Raw genomic sequence first — 17,976 nt, forward strand, 5'->3', positions numbered from 1 at the left:
CGGAGGCGCAGCCCTACGGCTCCGCAGATCCGCCGGGCCCGACCGGCCCTTGTTCCCGAGCCGGAGGCGATCCGGGCTACGGCGTGATCGCGGGGTAGATCAGGCAGGTGGTGGTGCCGTGCGCGACGAGCCTGCCACGCTCGTCCTCGACCCGGCCCTCCGCGGTCGCGACCTGACGGCCGGCGTGAATCACCCGACCGGTCGCGGTGAGGCGGACGCCGTCGGTGGGCACCGTCCGCACGTAATTCACCTTCAGTTCCAGGGTTCCGTAGCCCACGCCGGGGCCGAGTGTGGTGTGCACGGCGCAACCCATCACCGAGTCCAGCAGGGTGGCGCAGATCCCTCCGTGCACGCTGCCGAGCGGGTTCGCGAAGTCGGTGCGGGTGTTGAGGCTGAAGGTGACCTCGCCCTCGTTCACCTCGTCGATGCGCATCCCCAGCAGGCCGCCGATGCCGTGCTCAGTCACAGGCATCGCGGCGGCGGCACGCAGCAGCTCCAGGCCGCTGGGGATCTCGCTCGTGGTCGACATGTTCGCTCCTTCGATCGGATGATGCGCTTACGGCACCCGCGAGTATACCGATCGGTATACTCGCGGGACGATGGGTGCCGCGCACGGCGGCGCGGCGCCCCCGAACCCGACAGGCGGAGAGATGACTTCCAGGGATGACCTGATACGCACCACCATCGCTCTGATGCGTGAGCAGGGCGTGGCCGGCACGGGCATCGCCGACATCATCGAGGGCAGCGGTCGATCGCGACGCACCGTCTACGTCAACTTCCCCGGCGGGAAGTCGGAACTGGTGGATACCGCGACGCGGGCGGCGGGCGGCTACATCGCCGGACTGATCGAGGCGGCGATCGCGAAGTCGACCGGTCGCACCGACATGCTCGAGCAGGTCGGGGCTGCATGGCGGCAGGTCCTGGTCTCGTCCGGGTTCCGGTCGGGGTGTCCGATCGTCGCCGCAGCGCTGGGAAGGGCGGATTCCGCGCCAGCGGCGGATGCGGCCGGTGAGGCGTTCGAGACTTGGATCGCGCTGCTGGCGAACCGGTTCGAGGAGTGCGGCGGAGGGGCGAAGGCGGCGCGTCAGGCCGCGACCACCATCATCGCCGCCATCGAGGGCGCGGTCATCGTGAGCAGCGCGACGCGATCGACGCAGCCGCTCGACGATGTCGAGGCGTCGCTGCTCGCGATGTACGGCGACCGCTAGGCGGATATCAGGGCGCGTCGACGAACGTGATGCGCACGCTGATCGGATCGGAGGCGAGTGCCCGGAACGCGGACGTGGTGATTCCCTCGAGCGTCGCGCTGGGTGCGAACGTCCGCATCCGAGCGTGGGTGTCGTCCTCCGGGCGGAACTCCGCCGTGCCGGCGCGCCAGATCTCGCCCTCCAGGATCCGGACCTCGGGATCGGCGCTGACGTTGAGCGCCCAGCCGGACCGGCGGCCGTGTTGGCTCACGATCCAGGCGCCCTCGTCGTCGAACGTCGCCGCGACCGGCACTGCTCGGGGCTCGCCGCTCTTCCGACCGGTGGTCTCCAAGGTGGTCGCGAGCGAGGTGCGCACGCCGAGGCGCTGCAGCCCGCTCACGATCGGATTCGCGACGTATCGACCGATCAGCCTCTCGCGTTGGAATTTCCGGATCGCACGTTGCTGCGCACTCGGATCTGGACGTCGTGGCATGGCGGCCCTCTCGATCGGTGTCGTCCCGCTAGGTAGACCATACGGTCTACCTAGCGCGGCCGCTACTGAAGGCGGAACCGCAGGGTCGCGATCACGTCGTCCAGGGCCTCGGTGAGCACGCGCACCCGGTCGGCGGGACCGGGAGCGGCGAGCGCCCGGTGCCGGTCGGCGTCGGCCAGCGGCAGCGCTCGGGCGAGGTAGTAGCTGCGCTCCACCGGGTTCTCCGGGAGCTTCAGCTTCGGCCATGCGCGCGGACGGCCTCCCTCGCTGCGGGCGAGTCGCGCTGCGAGCCTCTCGATCTCGCTGCGTTTGCCGAGCAGTGGGATCAGGTCGACGGCGGGCTGGACCTCGTCCGGCCAGGCCTCCGCCTCGGCGAGGGGGTAGGGATCGTCGGGCAGCCAGCGGGTGACGCGGACGCGGTCCGTGCCCTGACAGATCAGGGTGAACTCGCCGCCGGGGCGGCGCACGTACCGGTCGATGAGCGCCACGGTGCCGACGTCGGTGCGCACGTCGCCGCCGCCCACCTCGCTGCCGCGCTCGATGAGGACCACCCCGAACCGGCCGTCGGTCGCGAGGCACTGCTCGATCATGCGTCGGTACCGCGGCTCGAAGACGCGCAGCGGCAGCTCCTCGCCGGGCAGGAGCACGGCGCCGAGCGGGAACATCGGCAGTTCGGTCACCGCTACAGCATGCACTGCAGGCGGTATCGTCGCGGCCATGACGGCCCCGAACGACTGGTTGGCGGCGCTGGAGCGGGACGGCGGCGCGGTCGCCGCCACCCCGCCGGAGCGGCTGGCCCTCGACGTCCCGAGCTGCCCCGGGTGGACGGTGCGCGACCTCGTCGTGCATCTCGGCGGAGTCCATCGCTGGGCCGCGACCTTCCTCGCCGAGGGCCCGGATTCGACGAACCGGTTCGCCCCGATCGAGGACGACGCGCCCGCCGGGGCGGCGGTCACCGCCTGGTACCGCGACCGCCTCGACGGACTGCTGGCCGAGCTGCGCCGCCACGACGCGGACGAGCCGGCCCGAGCCTTCACCGGCCGCGTCACCGCCGGCTTCTGGATGCGCCGCCAGGCCCACGAGACCGCCGTGCACCGCTGGGACGCCGAGAACTCCTGGAACGCAGCGCGACCCGTCGAATCCGTGCTCGCCGGCGACGGGATCGAGGAGTGGGCCGAGGTGTTCGCCGGACGGTTCCTCTCCCGCGGTCCCGGCCTGCCGGACGGGCTCGTCGGGCGGACCGTCCACCTGCACGGCACCGACCGCGACGACGCGGAATGGACCCTGACGCTCGCGCGGGAGTCCATCGCCGTCGAGCGTGGGCACGCGAAGGGCGACGTCGCGCTCCGCGGCGCCACGTCGGACCTGTACCTCGCGCTGTGGCGTCGGGTGCCGCTCGCCGACCTCGCGATCTTCGGCGACGCCACCGTTGCCGCGGCATTGCTGGACGCCGTGCAGGTCACGTAGCCTGGAGCGATGACGAATCATGGAAGGGGCGCCACGCCTCACACCGTCTGATGGCCGAGCTGCGGGTGAAGTCCCGCTCCGAACTGCGCCGCGCACGGCGGCGCCAGGGCCACTCCTGTTGGGATCACCTCATCGTCGCCCCGCTCTGGGCGCAGCACGGCGCGAACCTCGGCACCCTGCTGCGCACCTGCGACGCCGTCGGCGCCTGCATGGCGGTCCCGTCGCACGACTGGGTGAAGGGTGCTCTGCGCAAGGGTAATACGCTGCCCGGGCCCAGCTGCATCCACCGCGTCGGCAACCCGCAGAACTGGCTGCTCAAGCAGCGCGAACGAGGCTCGCACATCATCGGCGTGGAACTCGCCGAGGGCGCCACGCGCCTCGGCGACCTCCCGCCCGCGCGGGGGCGCACCGTCGTCGTGCTGGGTCACGAGTTCTCCGGGATCCCGAGCGACACCCTGCACCTGCTCGACGAGGCCGTCGAGATCCCCATGATCGGCCGCGGCGCGAGCCTCAACGTCGCGGTCGCGGGGTCGTTGGTGCTGTATCGGCTCGCGGGCCTGTCCTGAGTTCGTAAGGTCGGGGTATGACCGCTCAGCTCTGGCTCGACTCCATCGCCGCCGACGGCGCCCGCATCGCCGCCATCGACCCCGCCCACCTCCCGCTCCCCGTCCCCAGCTGCCCCGGGTGGACGGTGCGCGACGGCATCGTCCACACCGCCGGCGCGCATCGCTGGGCCACCGCCTTCCTGCAGGGCGGCCCGGATTCGAAGGAGCGCTTCATCCCCGACGTCTCCGACGCGCCCGACGGCGACGCGGTCCTGGGGTGGTACGCGGGCGTCAACGCGGCCCTGATCGACGAGCTCCGCCGGCATGCGCCCGACGAGCCCGCGCGCGCCTTCATCGGCCGCACCGTCGCCGCGTTCTGGATGCGCCGGATGACGCAGGAAGTGTCCATCCATCGCTGGGACCTGCAGAACTCGCTGCCCGACGGTGCCGAGCCGCTCCCGGCGTGGACCGCCGCCGACGGCATCACCGAGCTGACGCAGATGCAGATCCCACTCATCGTCGGCAAGAAAGGGCTGCCTGAGGGCCTGGTGGGGAAGGTGATCGCGATCGAGGCGACCGACACAGGGGACCGGTGGACGCTGCGGCTGCGCGCCGACGGCATCGACGTCCTCGACGAGCCGGTTCCGGCGGACGTGACGCTGCGCGGCACCGCGTCCGACCTCGACCTGGTGCTGTGGCGACGGGCCGAGCCCGGCACCGTCGAGCTGGACGGCGATCGGTCCGTGCTCGACGGGCTGCTCGACGTCGTGATCATCTGAGCGACGCCGTGCGGTGGATAGTGCCCGCTGAGCGGCGAAAATCCACCGCAGGGCGCGGCTAGGAGCCGGGGCGCTCCAGGTACCGCTTCATATCGGCGAGGTCGGCCTCCACCGCCTTGCGCACCGATCCCGTGAGGGGCTTGGTGAGGACGGCGAGGATGCGGCTGACCGTCGTGGTGGGCTCGCCGCCGAAGGTCATCGTGACGCGGGTGCCGGCACCGTCGTCCTCGAAGCGGAACTCGGTGCGGTACCGGACACCTGGCCCGTCGGCCTCGACGGTGTAGCCCGACGGTGCGTCGAACGCCGTGATCTCCATCTCCTCGGTGGCGGCGCGGCCGTACATACGGCGCGTCTCGCGCCAGCGGGTGCCGAGCCCGGTGCGGACGTCGGAGACGAACTCGACGCTCTCGATCCCGGACATCCGAGCGGGCGCGTTCTCGATGTCGGCGAACGCCGCGAAGACCGCGGCGCGGGGCGCGGCGATGGCGACCGTGCTGGTGATCTGCATGCGCGGAGGCTACCCGGCGGCACCGACGGGCGACACGCCGAACTGGCGCGATGGCACTAGGTGTTGCGTTTCCCGGACTTGTCGGCCCCAAGGGGTAGTGTCATGAGCGTTGAAATCCAGCTCCGCGAAAACCGAGGTGTCATGTCTGAAACCGCCGCTCACAGCCCCGCCGACGGAGCTCCGCTCAAGCTGGTCAGCCGGGTGTCGGCGATCAACTGGAACCGGGTGCCGGACGAGAAGGACGCCGAGGTCTGGGACCGGTTGACGGGCAACTTCTGGCTGCCCGAGAAGGTGCCGGTCAGCAACGACATCCCGTCGTGGGGCACGCTCACCGACCACGAGAAGCAGCTCACCATGCGCGTCTTCACGGGCCTGACGCTGCTCGACACGATTCAGGGCACCGTCGGCGCGGTCTCGCTGATCCCCGACGCGCTCACCCCGCACGAGGAGGCGGTGTACACCAACATCGCGTTCATGGAGTCGGTGCACGCGAAGAGCTACAGCTCGATCTTCTCCACCCTGTGCAGCACGCGCGAGATCGACGACGCCTTCCGCTGGTCGGAGGAGAACGAGAATCTGCAGCGCAAGGCGGCCATCGTCATGGGCTACTACAGCGGCGACGACCCGCTCAAGCGCAAGGTGGCCTCGACGCTGCTCGAGTCCTTCCTGTTCTACAGCGGCTTCTACCTGCCGATGTACTGGTCCTCGCGGGCCAAGCTCACCAACACGGCCGACATGATCCGCCTGATCATCCGCGACGAGGCCGTGCACGGCTACTACATCGGCTACAAGTACCAGCGCGGGCTGGAGACGCAGAGCCCGGAGCGCCGCGAGGAGCTCAAGGAGTACACGTTCGACCTGCTCATGGAGCTGTACTCGAACGAGGAGGACTACACCGAGTCGCTGTACGACGAGGTCGGGCTCACCGAGGACGTGAAGAAGTTCCTGCGGTACAACGCCAACAAGGCGCTGATGAACCTGGGCTACGAGGCGCTGTTCCCCAAGGACGCCACCGACGTGAACCCGGCGATCCTCTCCGCCCTGTCGCCCAACGCCGACGAGAACCATGACTTCTTCTCCGGTTCCGGCTCGTCGTACGTGATCGGCAAGGCCGTCAACACCGAAGACGAGGACTGGGACTTCTGACCCCGGACGACTCCGGCGAGACCCGCCCGCGGACGAGCCTGTGGTGGCTCGTCGGGGCGGGTCTTCTCGTTCTCGCGTTCGTGTTCCTGCCGCGAGCGGTGTACGGCACGGACGTCGAGGCCAGGGCCGTCGATGTGTTCCCGCCCTGGCTGCTCGGGGAGCGGGCGGAGCCGACGGCCGGGTTGGAATCGCTCGTCGATGACTGGGCGGGCTTCCACCTCATCAAGGCGGTGTGCGCGGCGCTGCTGCTGGCGCTGGCCCTGTACTTGGGGCACCGCGCGCTGGCGCTGATCCCGGCGGTACTGCTCATCGCCAATGTGCAGGGCGTGATCGCGCCGCTGTCGTCGGCGTTCTCGCTGCTCGACCCGGTGCGTTTGCGCGACGGGGAGCCCGGACGCGCGCTCGCACTGATGCGCTCCGAGCTGCGGGCGACGCCGTCCGGCCCGGTCCAGGCGCTGGTCGACGACTTCGCGCGGTACCACCTGGCCGTCGTGGTCATGGCCGGCGTGCTGACCGTCGTGCTGCTGGTCTTCGCCGTCCGTGCCTGGCGGCAGGATCGCCGACGGTGGGCGGTGGCGACGCTGGTGGCCGCCGTCGTCACCGGTGTGGTCACCGTCGCCAACGTCACGAATGCTCTCGATCCCGTCCGCGGTCTGCTCGACTTCATCGGCGGTTCCTAGCGGTTTCGGCGGCGACATCCTGGGGATTCGTTCGTCGGAACCGCACGGAACTGCGACAGTGGGCGGCAAGGAGGTTCACATGCTGGAGATCAGGCCGAACTGCGAGTGCTGCGGGCGCGACCTCGCGCCGGACGCACGCGACGTGCTCATCTGCACCTTCGAGTGCACGTGGTGCGCGGACTGCAACGACGAGAAGCTGCACGGCACGTGCCCCAACTGCGGCGGCGAGCTCGTCCGCCGCCCGATCCGCCCGGCGGCCCTGCTCGAAGCCCATCCCGCCTCGACGGTCCGCGTCGTCAGCGAGACCTGCCGCTAGGTCGTCCGCCCTAGGCCGGCGCCACCTCGCGCAGCCGGCCGGTGGCCACGTCGAAGACGAAGCCGCGCAACGACGTCGTGGACGGGATGAACGGACTCGCCGCCACGCGCTTGAGCGACTGCCGCACGTCGGTGTCCAGATCGGCGAAGGCTTCGGCGGCCCAGGCGGGTTTGATGCCGGTCTCGGCCAGGATGTCGGCCTTGAACCCGTCGTCGGTGAACGTCAGCATGCCGCAGTCGGTGTGGTGGATCAGGATGATCTCGGTGGTGCCCAGCAGCCGCTGGCTGATCGCCAGCGAGCGGATCTGGTCCTCGGTGATCACACCGCCGGCGTTGCGGATGACGTGCGCCTCGCCCTCCTGGAGGCCCAGGGCGCGGTAGACGTCGAGCCGGGCGTCCATGCAGGCGACGACCGCGACGTGTTTCGACGGTGGGAGGGGAAGCGGGCCTGAGAAGGCCTCGGCGTATGCGGCGTTGTTCGTGAGCAGGTCATCGGTGACGGTCATGGGATCCATGGTCGATCGCGCATGGGGCGCTGCCCACCGTTGCGCTCCCGCTGCGTCAATCGGCGAGGGGGAGGTCGTCGCGGTCGGCCCACTCGACGAGGGTGTCCAACGAGAAGGCCTCGTCGTCGATGGATGCGTGCAGGTCACCGAGGTCGGCGAAGCGGGCGGGGAGGGTGCGGATCGTGAAGTCGTCGGGGTGCACGTCCGGCACCTCGTCCCAGGTGATCGGGGCGGAGGCGGTGGCGATCGGGGTGCCGCGCAGCGAGTACGCGCACGCGATGGTGTGGTCGCGGGCGTTCTGGTTGTAGTCGAGGAACACCGCCGCCGGGTCGCGGTCCTTGCGCCACCACACCGTCGTCACGTCCGACGGTGCCCGGCGCTCGACCTCCCGGGCGAAGGCGAGGGCGCACCGTCGGACCTCCGAGAACGTCCAGCGGGGCTCGATCCGCACGTACACGTGCAGGCCGGAGCCGCCCGAGGTCTTGGGGAAGCCGCGGATGCCGAGCTCGTCGAGCACCTCCCGCACGACCGCGGCCACCCGCTGCACCCGCTCCCACGAGCAGTCGGGCATCGGGTCGAGGTCGATGCGCCATTCGTCGGGATGGTCCAGGTCGCCCGCGCGGCAGTTCCACGGGTGGAACTCGACCGTCGACATCTGGGCCGCCCAGATCACCGAGCCGAGTTCCGTGACCACCACCTCGTCGGCGGTGCGGCCGAACCGCGGGAAGTAGATCTCCACCGTCTCGAGCCAGTCGGGCGCGCCGGCGGGGATCCGCTTCTGGTGCACCTTCGCCCCGTCGACGCCCTTGGGGTAGCGGTGCAGCATCGTCGGCCGATCGCGCAGCGCCCGGACGATGCCCGGGCCCACGGCCTCGTAGTACCGCACGACGTCGAGCTTCGTCGCGCCGATCTGCGGGAAGTAGACCCGGTCCGGGCTGGAGACGCGCACGACCCGGTCACCGACGGTCAGTTCGATCGGCTCGCCGTGCGCGGAGGAGGCCACGGCGCTGAGAGTACGCGCCCGGGCGGGACTACGCGCCCAGGAAACGGCCCAGCGGGCGCTTGCGCTTCCCCGACGGACGGCCCTTGATGACGCCGGCGACGACGTCCTCGGCGAACTTCTCCACCGTCTCCTGCGAGTCGGTCTTGTTCGTGCCGATGAAGCCGTTGGGGCCGCGCTTGATCCAGCCCGTGACGTACACGCCGGGGAGCGGCGCACCGTCGTCCCCGAGGACCCGGCCGGCCTCGTTCGGCAGCACCGCGCGGCGGTCGTCGAACGGCAGGCCCGGCACCGGGACGCCCCGGTAGCCGACGGAGGTGAACACCATGCCGACGGGCAGGTCGATCGCCTCGCCGGTGACGGAGTGCTTCGCGTGCAGGACCAGGCCGTCGTCGGTGGCCTCGATCGACTCGGGCGTGGTGAGGAAGCGCAGGCGGATGCGACGGGGCGCGTCCGACTGGGTCTCCAGCGACTCGAGGAGCTCCAGCTTGTGGCTGACCAGCTCGGAATCGCTGCTCGCGACCAGCGTTTCGGCGACGTCGGGGTCCGGGTGCACGATGACGGTGCGCTCGTCCGCGAGGCCCAGGGCCTCCGGCAGGGTGAACGCGGCGTGCTCGGGGCCGCGGCGGGCCACGATCACGACCTCCTCGACCTTCGACTCGCGCAGCGCGGCGAGGGCGGCGGGGGAGATGGTGGTGCCTTCGAGCTCCTCCGGCTCCGCGGTGAGGATGCGGGCCGCGTCGAGCGCGACGTTGCCGTTGCCGATGACGACGATGCGGTCGTGCGTGAGGTCGACCGCGTCGCCCTTGTGCTCGGGGTGGCCGTTGTACCAGGCCACGAAGTCGGTGGCGCTGCGCACGTTGGGCAGGTCCTCGCCGGTGATGCCCAGCTTCTTGTCGGTGCTGGCGCCGACCGCGACGACGATCGCGTCGTGGCGCTTCCGCAGCTCCTCGAGGCTCACGTCGGTGCCCACCTCGGTGTTCAGGTGGATCGTGAAGTTCGGGTCGGCGGCGACCTTGTCGAACAGGCCCGAGACCTTGCGGGTGCGGGTGTGGTCGGGGGCGACGCCGAACCGGGCGAGGCCGTAGGGCGTGGACAGCTTCTCGTAGACGTCGACGGTGACGCCCGGGTAGCGCAGGAGCTCGTCGGCCGCGTACATCGCGGCCGGGCCGCTGCCGATCACGCCGACGCTGATGACGGTGCCCGACGGGATCGGGAGGACCTTCGGCGGCACGGTGTGCGCCATCGGCGGGCGGCTGCGCTCCTGCGGGTTGGGGCCGCCGAGCGAGGAGTTGGCCGGGTCGGCGGCCGCGAGCGAGCGGTTGAGCTCGATGTAGACCTTGTGCTCCTCCGGCAGGCGGTGCGCGGGGCCGATCGCGTCGACGGGGCACGCCGTCACGCAGGCGCCGCAGTCGACGCAGGTGGTGGGATCCACGTACAGCATCTCGGCCGTCGCGAAGCCCGGCTCGTCGGGCGTCGGGTGGATGCAGTTCACCGGGCACGCGAACGTGCACGAGGCGTCGCTGCAGCAGGACTGGGTGATGACGTGGGGCATCGAGGAAGCTCCTCCGGGGTGTTCGTATCCGGGCCGGGATACGGGTCCGGCTCGGCGGGTGACCGCCGAGCCGGATATTCGGGGTGGTTCGAGACTACTGCGCGGTGTACGACGGCTCGCTGCGGAATCGCGAGGTCCGTCCGTGGATGCCCAGCACGCGCCACAGCACGCGGGAGACCGGGTTCATCAGGTCCGTGCGCTCCGCGAGCAGGCGGACGTCGCCGAAGATCTCCTGGCGCATGGCCTTCGACTCGGGCGAGCGCCAGAAGATGTCCTTCTTGACCGACCGCGGGATGTCGAAGGTGTCCCAGAACTGCTTCGGCGGGACCATGATCGCGCCGAGCAGGATGCGCATGACCAGCGGCATCGCCAGCGACAGCAGGAAGCGGGGGATCGGGCCGCGGGTGGGCACCTTGTGCTCGAGCAGCTGGTGCGCGAACGAGATGTGACGGGCCTCCTCGGCCACATGGATCTGCATCACCGAGGTCATCGCGGGGTGCTGCGTGTCGGCCGAGCGCAGGAACTGCTTCTGCAGGTGGTCGATCGGCTCCTCGCCGGCGAGCACGCCCATGTAGAAGATGTTCGGGAAGGTGGTGGCCGCCAGCGGGATGATCGGCGACAGGCGGCGGAACCACCACGCGCCGCCGGGGACGTCCATGCCGACGCGGTTGACGAACTCCTGGAACATCAGCGTGTGCTGGCACTCCTCCTTCGCCTCGTGCGTGGCGTAGCGGAACTCGGGGGAGTTGTTCGGCTGCACGGCGGTGTACTGCATGATGCCGCGGATCAGGATCGACTCGAACTGCAGGCCGACCTTGGCGACGTTGGCCTGGCGCCACATGCCGATCTCGATCTGCTTGGCCAGCGGCTGCTCCTGGTACCAGGGGTGGCGGCCGATCGGGTCGAAGCGCGGGTTGCAGACCCAGCGCGGATCGTCGGGGACGATCGCGAGCTCGGGGGAGTCCCAGTCGATGTCGACGTAGGGATCGAAGTTACGGCGCACCGAGGCCTCGGAGAGGTCGTTCAGCGTCTGCTCGTACTCGGCCTGGCCGGGGAACGAGCGGCCGCGCATGCGCGCCATGTGGGTCACTCGGGGCATGTTCAGCAGGGCCATGATGGATCCTTTCCTGGCACCCTCGACCGGCTCGTACCTGGTGTTTCTTCCGTGACCCTGTGGGAAATCCCACAGGCGTCTGTGCTGGTAGAAGCCGTGTATGAGATTGAATCGTCCTCAGACTATCACTTGAAACAAGCATGAATGAAGGCTCTTCGACCGGCAATCCGTGAACAGGTGTACACCGAGCTCTCGGCCAGCGGTTTTACCCGGCGGATGTGAGAGGCGTCACGGAGGAACGTTCGCGTTCCGGGGTGTTTTCGCCCCTGCGCGGGGGGCTGTGGCGGACGCACGCCGAGCACCCCGTCGGGACGCGACGGGGTGCGGGGGAGGGGGATGCCTAGGAGGAGGCCTTGATGGTGTTGCCGACGTCGTGCAGCACGATGCCGGCGGCGACGGGGCCGCCCGCGGAGAACCACGCGGAGTCCTCGACCAGGAGTTGCCGTTTGGCGACCACGGCGCGAAGTTGCTTCCAGGGCTTCGTGGTCATGACGGCCATGCCGTGCTCGCGGCCCTTGTCGCCCTGATAGCCCACGTAGATCAGGTCGGCGTCGGCGGCCGAGACGTCGTCGCCCGACATCTCGACGGCCTCGGGCTTGCGCTGCGGCTCGGGTCGCACGACCTTGAGGTCCGCGAGGACCTGCGCCGCGAGCGGCGCGGTACCCAGCGCGAGGTTCTTGCCGTCCGCCGTGAACCGGACCAGGGAGACGGTGTTGTGCACCGCGTCGATCTTCACCGACTTCTCCGCCGCGTCCCGCTGGTAGCGGTCCAGCACCGCCCGCGCCTCCGCGGGCATGCGCACCGCGTCGGCCAGGGCGAGGAAGCTGCGGCGCCAGTCCGCCGACGGTGCCGGGATCGTCACCGTCCGGCCCGCGCGACGGTTCGCCTCCGCCGAGTCCGCGGTGCCGACCGCGACGTCGGCTTGCGCGCCGTCGGCGAGCTTCGGGACCTTCGCGAGGGTGGCGCCCAGGTACGACGGGACGTCGCCGCCGACGGCCTTCACCCGGTTCTGCAGGCCGAGCGCACACAGGCCGTCGAGGAGCGCCGGATCGGCAACGACGATCGCGGCCGGGGCGGCGCCACCGGCGACGGGAGCCGCGCAGGCCTCATCCGGCTTGCGGTCGAGGCCGATGATGTTCGCCGACGCGAGGCGCGTCGTGGTGGTGGAGATCGAGGCGAAGGGCTGCTGGATCGGCTCCGAGCCGCCGCACGCGGTGAGCACCGAGCCGGCGACGACGGTGAGCGCGATCGCGGCGCCCACCCTGGATGTTCCGAGCCTGTTCACGGCAACTGTCCTCACCTGTAGTTCCGACCGTGCGCCACGGTAGCAGTCGAGGCCTTTCCGACCGCTTCCGCGACGCGAGTACGACGCAGAGTAGGACCGCGGGGACAAGCCCGGGTGCGAGGCGCTACGCTAACCACACAAGGGTGGCGTCCGCCGTGAGCGAACACCGCCCGAAAGACCTGATTGAAGAGGCCGTACGCCGATACCGACAGCCGCGGTACCGGGAGGCCCAGGGCAGGAGGATTTGTGACCGCGCAAGCGCATCGTCCGGCAGTCGAGGTGACCGCCGCACGTCCGTATCCGCAGCGGACCGGGCCCAAGGGCTCGTTCATCTACAAGCTGGTCACGACGACCGATCACAAGACGCTGGGCATCATGTACATCGTCACGTGCTTCGCGTTCTTCCTCATCGGTGGCCTGATGGCGCTGCTGATGCGCGCCGAGCTCGCCAACCCGGGCCTGCAGTTCCTCTCCACCGAGCAGTTCAACCAGCTGTTCACCATGCACGGCACCGTGATGCTGCTGCTGTACGCGACGCCGATCGTGATCGGCTTCGCCAACTTCGTGCTGCCGCTGCAGATCGGCGCGCCCGACGTCGCCTTCCCGCGCCTGAACGCCTTCGGCTACTGGCTGTTCGTCTTCGGCGCCATCATGGTGATCGCCGGCTTCATCACCCCCGGCGGCGCGGCCGACTTCGGCTGGACCGCGTACACCCCGCTGACCGACGCCCTCCACTCGCCCGGCCCCGGCGCCGACCTGTGGATCATGGGCCTCGCGGTCGGTGGCCTCGGCACCATCCTCGGCGCCGTCAACATGGTCACCACCGTGATCTGCATGCGCGCCCCCGGCATGACGATGTTCCGCATGCCGATCTTCACCTGGAACATCCTGGTGACCTCGCTGCTGATCCTGCTGGCCTTCCCGCTGCTGACCGCCGCGCTCATGGGTCTCGAGGTCGACCGCCAGTTCGGCGCCCACATCTACGACCCCGCCAACGGCGGCGTCATCCTGTGGCAGCACCTGTTCTGGTTCTTCGGCCACCCCGAGGTCTACATCATCGCGCTGCCCTTCTTCGGCATCGTCTCGGAGATCTTCCCCGTGTTCAGCCGCAAGCCGATCTTCGGCTACAGCGGCCTGGTCCTGGCCACGCTGGCCATCGCCGCCCTCTCGGTCGCGGTGTGGGCGCACCACATGTACGCCACCGGCGCGGTGCTGCTGCCCTTCTTCAGCTTCATGACCTTCCTCATCGCGGTGCCGACAGGTGTGAAGTTCTTCAACTGGATCCTCACGATGTGGAGAGGCCAGATAACGTTCGAATCGCCGATGCTGTTCTCGATCGGCTTCATCGTGACCTTCCTCTTCGGTGGCCTCACCGGCGTGCTCCTCGCGTCGCCGCCGCTCGACTTCGCGGTGTCCGACACCTACTTCGTCGTCGCGCACTTCCACTACGTGCTCTTCGGCACCATCGTGTTCGCGACCTACGCCGGCATCTACTTCTGGTTCCCGAAGATGACGGGCCGCATGCTCGACGAGGGCCTGGGCCGCTGGCACTTCTGGCTCACCTTCATCGGCTTCCACATGACCTTCCTGGTGCAGCACTGGGTCGGCGCCGAGGGCATGCCGCGTCGCTACGCCGACTACCTCGACACGGACGGCTTCACCACGCTGAACCAGATCTCGACGGTCGGCGCGTTCATCCTGGGTGCCTCGACGCTGCCCTTCGTGTGGAACGTCTTCAAGAGCTACCGCTACGGCGAGGTCGTCACGGTCGACGACCCGTGGGGCTTCGGCAACAGCCTCGAGTGGGCCACCAGCTGCCCGCCGCCGCGGCACAACTTCACCGAGCTGCCGCGCATCCGCTCCGAGCGCCCCGCGTTCGAGCTGCACTACCCGCACATGGTCGAGCGCATGCGCACCGAGGCCCACTCGGGCCCCGGCAAGGGCCACTAGCGCAGGCCCCTGCTCCACACCGAACGGCGTCTCCCGCAGGGGAGGCGCCGTTCGGCGTTCCACCAGGCGGCGACTACGATTTCCCCGTGCACGAAGCGACTTCGGATCCGACGATCCTCATCACCGTGACCGGCGGCGACAAGCCCGGCGTCAGCTCGGTCCTGTTCGGGGTCCTGGCCCGCAACGAGGTGAGCGTCCTCGACGTCGAGCAGACCGTCATCCGCGGCCGCCTGACCCTCGGCGTGCTCGCCGCGGTGCACGGCGACCCCGAGCACGTGCAGGAGCTCGTCGAGCAGGCCATGGCCACCGTCGGGATGGACGTGGCGGTGGAGATCACCGCCGAGCAGCCGCCCCGGCCGCCCGTGCCGACGCACGCCGTCGTGCTGCTCGGCGCCCCCGTCAGTGCCCGCGCGCTCTCCGCGCTCGCGACCGCGCTCGCCGGGCGGGATGTCAACATCGAGTCGATCGCCGGCGTCGCCGACTACCCCGTCACCGCGCTCGAGCTCATGGTCACCGTGCCCGACGGTGCCGACGAGGTCGCCTTCCGCGCGGAGCTCGCGGCCGTCGCCAAGGAACAGGGCGTCGACATCGCCACCTCGCGCGCCGGCATCGCGCGCCGCTCCAAGCGGCTCATCTGCTTCGACGTCGACTCCACCCTGGTCCAGGGCGAGGTCATCGAGATGCTCGCCGCCCGCGCCGGCAAGGAGGCCGAGGTCGCGGCCGTCACCGAGGCCGCGATGCGCGGCGAGCTCGACTTCGAGCAGTCCCTGCACGCCCGCGTGGCGAACCTCGCCGGGCTGCCCGCGTCGGTCATCGACGACGTTGCCGCCGGCCTCCAGCTGACCCCGGGCGCGCGCACCACCATCCGCACGCTCAAGCGCCTCGGCTACCGCTGCGGCGTCGTCTCCGGCGGCTTCACCGCCGTCATCGAGCCGCTCGCGCAGGACCTGGAGCTCGACTTCGTCCGCGCCAACACCCTCGAGGTGATCGACGGTGTGCTGACCGGTCGCGTGATCGGGGAGGTCGTCGACCGGCCGGGCAAGGCCCGCGCGCTGCAGGAGTTCGCCGACACCTTCGGCGTGCCGGTAGAGGAGACCGTCGCCGTGGGCGACGGCGCCAACGACATCGACATGCTCTCCGCCGCCGGACTGGGCGTCGCGTTCAACGCCAAGCCCGCGCTGCGCGAGGTCGCCGACGCGGCGCTCTCGCACCCCTACCTTGACGCGGTCCTGTTCGTGCTCGGCGTGACCCGCGACGAGATCGAGGCGGCCGACGCCGTCGACGGCCGCCTGCGCCGCGTGCCCATCGAGAGCTGAGCCCGGCGCGAACCGAGCCGGTCAGACCTGCTGGAAGGCCAGCACCGTCGGGCCGGAGACGGTGACCTCCGCGCGCGACGGGTACACGGTGCGGCCCGTGGGCTCGCCCGTCGGGAGCGTGGTGTCGACGATGAGCTCCCAGTCGTGCGTGCACGACTCGGGCCCGCCGAGCACGACGGTCGCGTCGCCGCCCGCGTGCCAGATGATGAGCGCGTCCTTCTCCGCGACGGCGGCGTCGTGGCCGGGCGCGCGGACGTCGGACCCGTCGACCCAGGCCTGCAGCGTGCGCTCCTCGGGCGACTGCCAGTCCTCGCCGGGCATCTCGGCGCCGTCGGCGCCGAACCACGCCAGGTCGGGCTCGCCGTCCCGGGTGGCGCGGCCGTCGAAGAACTCGTGCTGCCGCAGCACCGGGGCCGCGCGGCGCACGGCGGCCACCCGGGCGACGAAGGCCGTCAGGTCGGCGTCGGCGGCGTCCCAGTCCACGGCGAAGGCGTCGGCCGCGGGGGTGCCCTCCGGCACGCAGTACGCGTTGTTGTTGCCGAACTGGGTGTGGCCCAGCTCGTCGCCGCCGAGCAGCATCGGCGTGCCGGTGGAGAGCAGCAGTGTGGCGATCAGCGCCCGGACGTGCGCCGCCCGCGCCGCGAGGATCGCGGGATCGGTGGTGCCGCCCTCGAAGCCGTGGTTGACCGAGTGGTTGTTGTCGGTGCCGTCCCGGTTCTTCTCGCCGTTGGCCTCGTTGTGCTTGCGCTCGTAACTGACCAGGTCGCGCGCGGTGAATCCGTCGTGGGCCGTGACGAAGTTGATCGACGAGAAGGGCGTGCGGCCCTGCGCGCCGAACAGGTCCTGGCTGCCGGAGACCCGCGAGGCCAGCGCGCCGACGGTCGAGCCGCCGGCGAAGAAGTCGCGGACGGTGTCGCGGTAGCGGTCGTTCCACTCGGCCCACACGGGCGGGAATCCGCCCACCCGATAGCCCTCGCCCGTGGCGTCCCAGGGCTCGGCGATGAGCTTGCGGGTGGACAGGATCGGATCCGCCGCGATGGCGGTGAGCAGCGGCGCACGGTGGTCGAACGGGATGACCGGACCCTGCGGCCCGGTCCCCGTCCGGCCGCGGCCGAGGACGCTCGCGAGATCGAACCGGAAGCCGTCGACGCCGAACTCGCCCGCGAAGTACCGCAGGCTGTCGAGCACCATCCGCGCCGAGGCGGGGGAGGCGCAGTCGACCGTGTTGCCGCAGCCGGTGTAGTCGAGGTCCTCGCCGTTCTCGAGCAGGTAGTAGCCGGGCGCGTCGAGCCCGCGCCAGGACAGCGACGGGCCCGCCACAGACTCCTCGGCGGTGTGGTTGTAGACGACGTCCATCAGCACCTCGAGGCCGGCGGAGTGCAGCGCCGAGACCATCTCCGCGAACTCCTCGACCTCGTGGCCCGGCTGCGCCGCGTAGCGCGGGTCCGGTGCGAAGTAGGCCCCCGTCGAATAGCCCCAGTGGTTGCGCATGCCGCGGTCGCGGACGCCGGGCTCGGTGAGGCAGGCCTGGACGGGCAGCAGTTCGACGGCGGTGACGCCGACGCGCCGCAGGTGCTCGATCACGGCGGGCTGGGCGAGGCCCCGGTACGTCCCGCGCAGGTCCTCGGGGACGCCCGGGTGGCGTGCGGTGTACGAGCCGACGTGCACCTCGCAGATCACCGTCCGGTCCCACGGGACGCCCGGGCCCGGCTCCGGCGCCGGGGGTGTTCCGGTGACCATGCACAGTGGGATATCGGGGAGCGAATCCGTCTCCGACGGTGCGCCGTCCGTGCCGTACGGCAACAGGGCGGTGCCGTCGCCGAGGGCGCCGTCGAGCCGGCGGGCGTACGGGTCGATGAGGGCCTTGCGCTCGTTGAAGCGCAGACCGTTCTCCGGCTCCCACGGGCCCGCGGCGCGCAGGCAGTAGCGCGTGCCCTCGCCGATCCCCGCGACGAAGCCGTGGTGGACGCCCGCCGTCTGCGCGGGGAGTCGCAGGCGCTGCTCGCTGCGCACCCCCGCCTCGTCGGTGTCGATCAGGCACACCCAGACGTCGGTGGCGCGCGGGGCGTGCACGGCGAAGTTCACGCCGCCGGGCTGCGGGGCGGCGCCGAGGGGGTGCGCGGCGCCGGG

General features: G+C 70.5%; 19 protein-coding genes. 9 read left to right on the top strand and 10 right to left on the bottom strand.

Going from position 1 to position 17,976, the window contains the following annotated elements:
- Positions 1 to 76: 76 nt before the first annotated feature.
- Positions 77 to 529 (bottom strand): PaaI family thioesterase, encoded by a 453-nt coding sequence (locus tag LB823_RS19630; protein WP_224650394.1) that lies wholly within the window; start codon positions 527 to 529, stop codon positions 77 to 79.
- A gap of 70 nt (positions 530 to 599) precedes the next feature.
- Here LB823_RS19630 and LB823_RS19635 point away from each other — a divergent pair, with 70 nt between their 5' ends.
- Positions 600 to 1,208, top strand: coding sequence for a TetR/AcrR family transcriptional regulator (locus tag LB823_RS19635; protein ID WP_224650396.1), 609 nt, complete (start codon positions 600 to 602; stop codon positions 1,206 to 1,208).
- Positions 1,209 to 1,215: 7 nt separating this feature from the next.
- Here LB823_RS19635 and LB823_RS19640 read toward each other — a convergent pair whose 3' ends face one another.
- Both LB823_RS19640 and LB823_RS19645 read right to left on the bottom strand, forming a co-directional pair.
- Positions 1,216 to 1,587 (bottom strand): nitroreductase family deazaflavin-dependent oxidoreductase, encoded by a 372-nt coding sequence (locus tag LB823_RS19640; protein WP_224650398.1) that lies wholly within the window; start codon positions 1,585 to 1,587, stop codon positions 1,216 to 1,218.
- Positions 1,588 to 1,742: 155 nt separating this feature from the next.
- Positions 1,743 to 2,360, bottom strand: coding sequence for an LON peptidase substrate-binding domain-containing protein (locus tag LB823_RS19645; RefSeq protein ID WP_224650400.1), 618 nt, complete (start codon positions 2,358 to 2,360; stop codon positions 1,743 to 1,745).
- 37 nt (positions 2,361 to 2,397) lie between these two features.
- Between LB823_RS19645 and LB823_RS19650 the strand changes: the two genes are divergently transcribed.
- The 3 genes from LB823_RS19650 to LB823_RS19660 are packed head-to-tail and all read left to right on the top strand — an operon-like array spanning position 2,398 to position 4,471.
- Positions 2,398 to 3,147 (top strand): maleylpyruvate isomerase family mycothiol-dependent enzyme, encoded by a 750-nt coding sequence (locus tag LB823_RS19650; protein WP_224650402.1) that lies wholly within the window; start codon positions 2,398 to 2,400, stop codon positions 3,145 to 3,147.
- 50 nt (positions 3,148 to 3,197) lie between these two features.
- The gene (locus LB823_RS19655) at positions 3,198 to 3,713 is read left to right on the top strand and encodes a TrmH family RNA methyltransferase (protein ID WP_224650404.1); all 516 of its coding nucleotides are present in this window, start codon (positions 3,198 to 3,200) and stop codon (positions 3,711 to 3,713) included.
- Between the two features lie 17 nt (positions 3,714 to 3,730).
- A complete protein-coding gene (locus LB823_RS19660) occupies positions 3,731 to 4,471 on the top strand; it encodes a maleylpyruvate isomerase family mycothiol-dependent enzyme (protein WP_224650406.1) in 741 nt (246 codons plus the stop codon).
- Between the two features lie 58 nt (positions 4,472 to 4,529).
- Here LB823_RS19660 and LB823_RS19665 read toward each other — a convergent pair whose 3' ends face one another.
- Positions 4,530 to 4,979, bottom strand: a complete 450-nt coding sequence (locus tag LB823_RS19665) for an SRPBCC family protein (RefSeq protein WP_224650408.1) — start codon at positions 4,977 to 4,979, stop codon at positions 4,530 to 4,532.
- Positions 4,980 to 5,120: 141 nt separating this feature from the next.
- Here LB823_RS19665 and nrdF point away from each other — a divergent pair, with 141 nt between their 5' ends.
- The 3 genes from nrdF (at position 5,121) to LB823_RS19680 (ending at position 7,121) form a co-directional block, all read left to right on the top strand.
- Positions 5,121 to 6,125, top strand: a complete 1,005-nt coding sequence (gene nrdF, locus LB823_RS19670) for a class 1b ribonucleoside-diphosphate reductase subunit beta (RefSeq protein WP_224650410.1) — start codon at positions 5,121 to 5,123, stop codon at positions 6,123 to 6,125.
- A gap of 80 nt (positions 6,126 to 6,205) precedes the next feature.
- Complete coding sequence (locus LB823_RS19675) at positions 6,206 to 6,805, top strand: hypothetical protein (RefSeq protein WP_224650412.1); 600 nt, start codon at positions 6,206 to 6,208, stop codon at positions 6,803 to 6,805.
- Between the two features lie 79 nt (positions 6,806 to 6,884).
- Positions 6,885 to 7,121, top strand: a complete 237-nt coding sequence (locus tag LB823_RS19680) for a DUF1272 domain-containing protein (RefSeq protein ID WP_224650414.1) — start codon at positions 6,885 to 6,887, stop codon at positions 7,119 to 7,121.
- Between the two features lie 10 nt (positions 7,122 to 7,131).
- On the opposite strand, the gene LB823_RS19685 is transcribed toward LB823_RS19680, so the two are convergent.
- From LB823_RS19685 to LB823_RS19705, 5 genes are all read right to left on the bottom strand, one after another.
- Complete coding sequence (locus LB823_RS19685; RefSeq protein ID WP_224650416.1) at positions 7,132 to 7,626, bottom strand: carbonic anhydrase; 495 nt, start codon at positions 7,624 to 7,626, stop codon at positions 7,132 to 7,134.
- Between the two features lie 55 nt (positions 7,627 to 7,681).
- Positions 7,682 to 8,629, bottom strand: coding sequence for a non-homologous end-joining DNA ligase (ligD, locus tag LB823_RS19690; protein WP_224650419.1), 948 nt, complete (start codon positions 8,627 to 8,629; stop codon positions 7,682 to 7,684).
- Positions 8,630 to 8,657: 28 nt separating this feature from the next.
- A complete protein-coding gene (locus LB823_RS19695) occupies positions 8,658 to 10,181 on the bottom strand; it encodes an FAD-dependent oxidoreductase (protein WP_224650431.1) in 1,524 nt (507 codons plus the stop codon).
- A 94-nt stretch (positions 10,182 to 10,275) separates the two neighbouring features.
- The gene (locus tag LB823_RS19700; RefSeq protein ID WP_224650451.1) at positions 10,276 to 11,280 is read right to left on the bottom strand and encodes a diiron oxygenase; all 1,005 of its coding nucleotides are present in this window, start codon (positions 11,278 to 11,280) and stop codon (positions 10,276 to 10,278) included.
- A gap of 355 nt (positions 11,281 to 11,635) precedes the next feature.
- Complete coding sequence (locus LB823_RS19705) at positions 11,636 to 12,580, bottom strand: ABC transporter substrate-binding protein (RefSeq protein ID WP_224650433.1); 945 nt, start codon at positions 12,578 to 12,580, stop codon at positions 11,636 to 11,638.
- A 246-nt stretch (positions 12,581 to 12,826) separates the two neighbouring features.
- Between LB823_RS19705 and ctaD the strand changes: the two genes are divergently transcribed.
- Positions 12,827 to 14,530, top strand: a complete 1,704-nt coding sequence (ctaD, locus tag LB823_RS19710) for a cytochrome c oxidase subunit I (protein ID WP_068521706.1) — start codon at positions 12,827 to 12,829, stop codon at positions 14,528 to 14,530.
- 86 nt (positions 14,531 to 14,616) lie between these two features.
- The gene (gene serB / locus LB823_RS19715; RefSeq protein WP_224650435.1) at positions 14,617 to 15,846 is read left to right on the top strand and encodes a phosphoserine phosphatase SerB; all 1,230 of its coding nucleotides are present in this window, start codon (positions 14,617 to 14,619) and stop codon (positions 15,844 to 15,846) included.
- A 21-nt stretch (positions 15,847 to 15,867) separates the two neighbouring features.
- Here serB and glgX read toward each other — a convergent pair.
- On the bottom strand, positions 15,868 to 17,976 hold a 2,109-nt coding region (gene glgX, locus LB823_RS19720; RefSeq protein ID WP_224650437.1), incomplete at its 5' end, for a glycogen debranching protein GlgX.

This window comes from Tsukamurella sp. M9C (assembly GCF_020169415.1).
Taxonomy (GTDB): domain Bacteria; phylum Actinomycetota; class Actinomycetes; order Mycobacteriales; family Mycobacteriaceae; genus Tsukamurella.

Excerpts from the sequence above, each read along its gene's own strand:
- LB823_RS19655 (WP_224650404.1), top strand. The coding sequence starts at position 3,198 with ATGGCCGAGCTGCGGGTGAAGTCCCGCTCCGAACTGCGCCGCGCACGG.
- LB823_RS19630 (WP_224650394.1), bottom strand. The coding sequence starts at position 529 with ATGTCGACCACGAGCGAGATCCCCAGCGGCCTGGAGCTGCTGCGTGCC.
- LB823_RS19700 (WP_224650451.1), bottom strand. The coding sequence starts at position 11,280 with ATGCCCCGAGTGACCCACATGGCGCGCATGCGCGGCCGCTCGTTCCCC.
- LB823_RS19660 (WP_224650406.1), top strand. The coding sequence starts at position 3,731 with ATGACCGCTCAGCTCTGGCTCGACTCCATCGCCGCCGACGGCGCCCGC.
- LB823_RS19665 (WP_224650408.1), bottom strand. The coding sequence starts at position 4,979 with ATGCAGATCACCAGCACGGTCGCCATCGCCGCGCCCCGCGCCGCGGTC.
- LB823_RS19650 (WP_224650402.1), top strand. The coding sequence starts at position 2,398 with ATGACGGCCCCGAACGACTGGTTGGCGGCGCTGGAGCGGGACGGCGGC.
- nrdF (WP_224650410.1), top strand. The coding sequence starts at position 5,121 with ATGTCTGAAACCGCCGCTCACAGCCCCGCCGACGGAGCTCCGCTCAAG.
- LB823_RS19635 (WP_224650396.1), top strand. The coding sequence starts at position 600 with ATGGGTGCCGCGCACGGCGGCGCGGCGCCCCCGAACCCGACAGGCGGA.
- LB823_RS19680 (WP_224650414.1), top strand. The coding sequence starts at position 6,885 with ATGCTGGAGATCAGGCCGAACTGCGAGTGCTGCGGGCGCGACCTCGCG.
- LB823_RS19695 (WP_224650431.1), bottom strand. The coding sequence starts at position 10,181 with ATGCCCCACGTCATCACCCAGTCCTGCTGCAGCGACGCCTCGTGCACG.
- LB823_RS19685 (WP_224650416.1), bottom strand. The coding sequence starts at position 7,626 with ATGACCGTCACCGATGACCTGCTCACGAACAACGCCGCATACGCCGAG.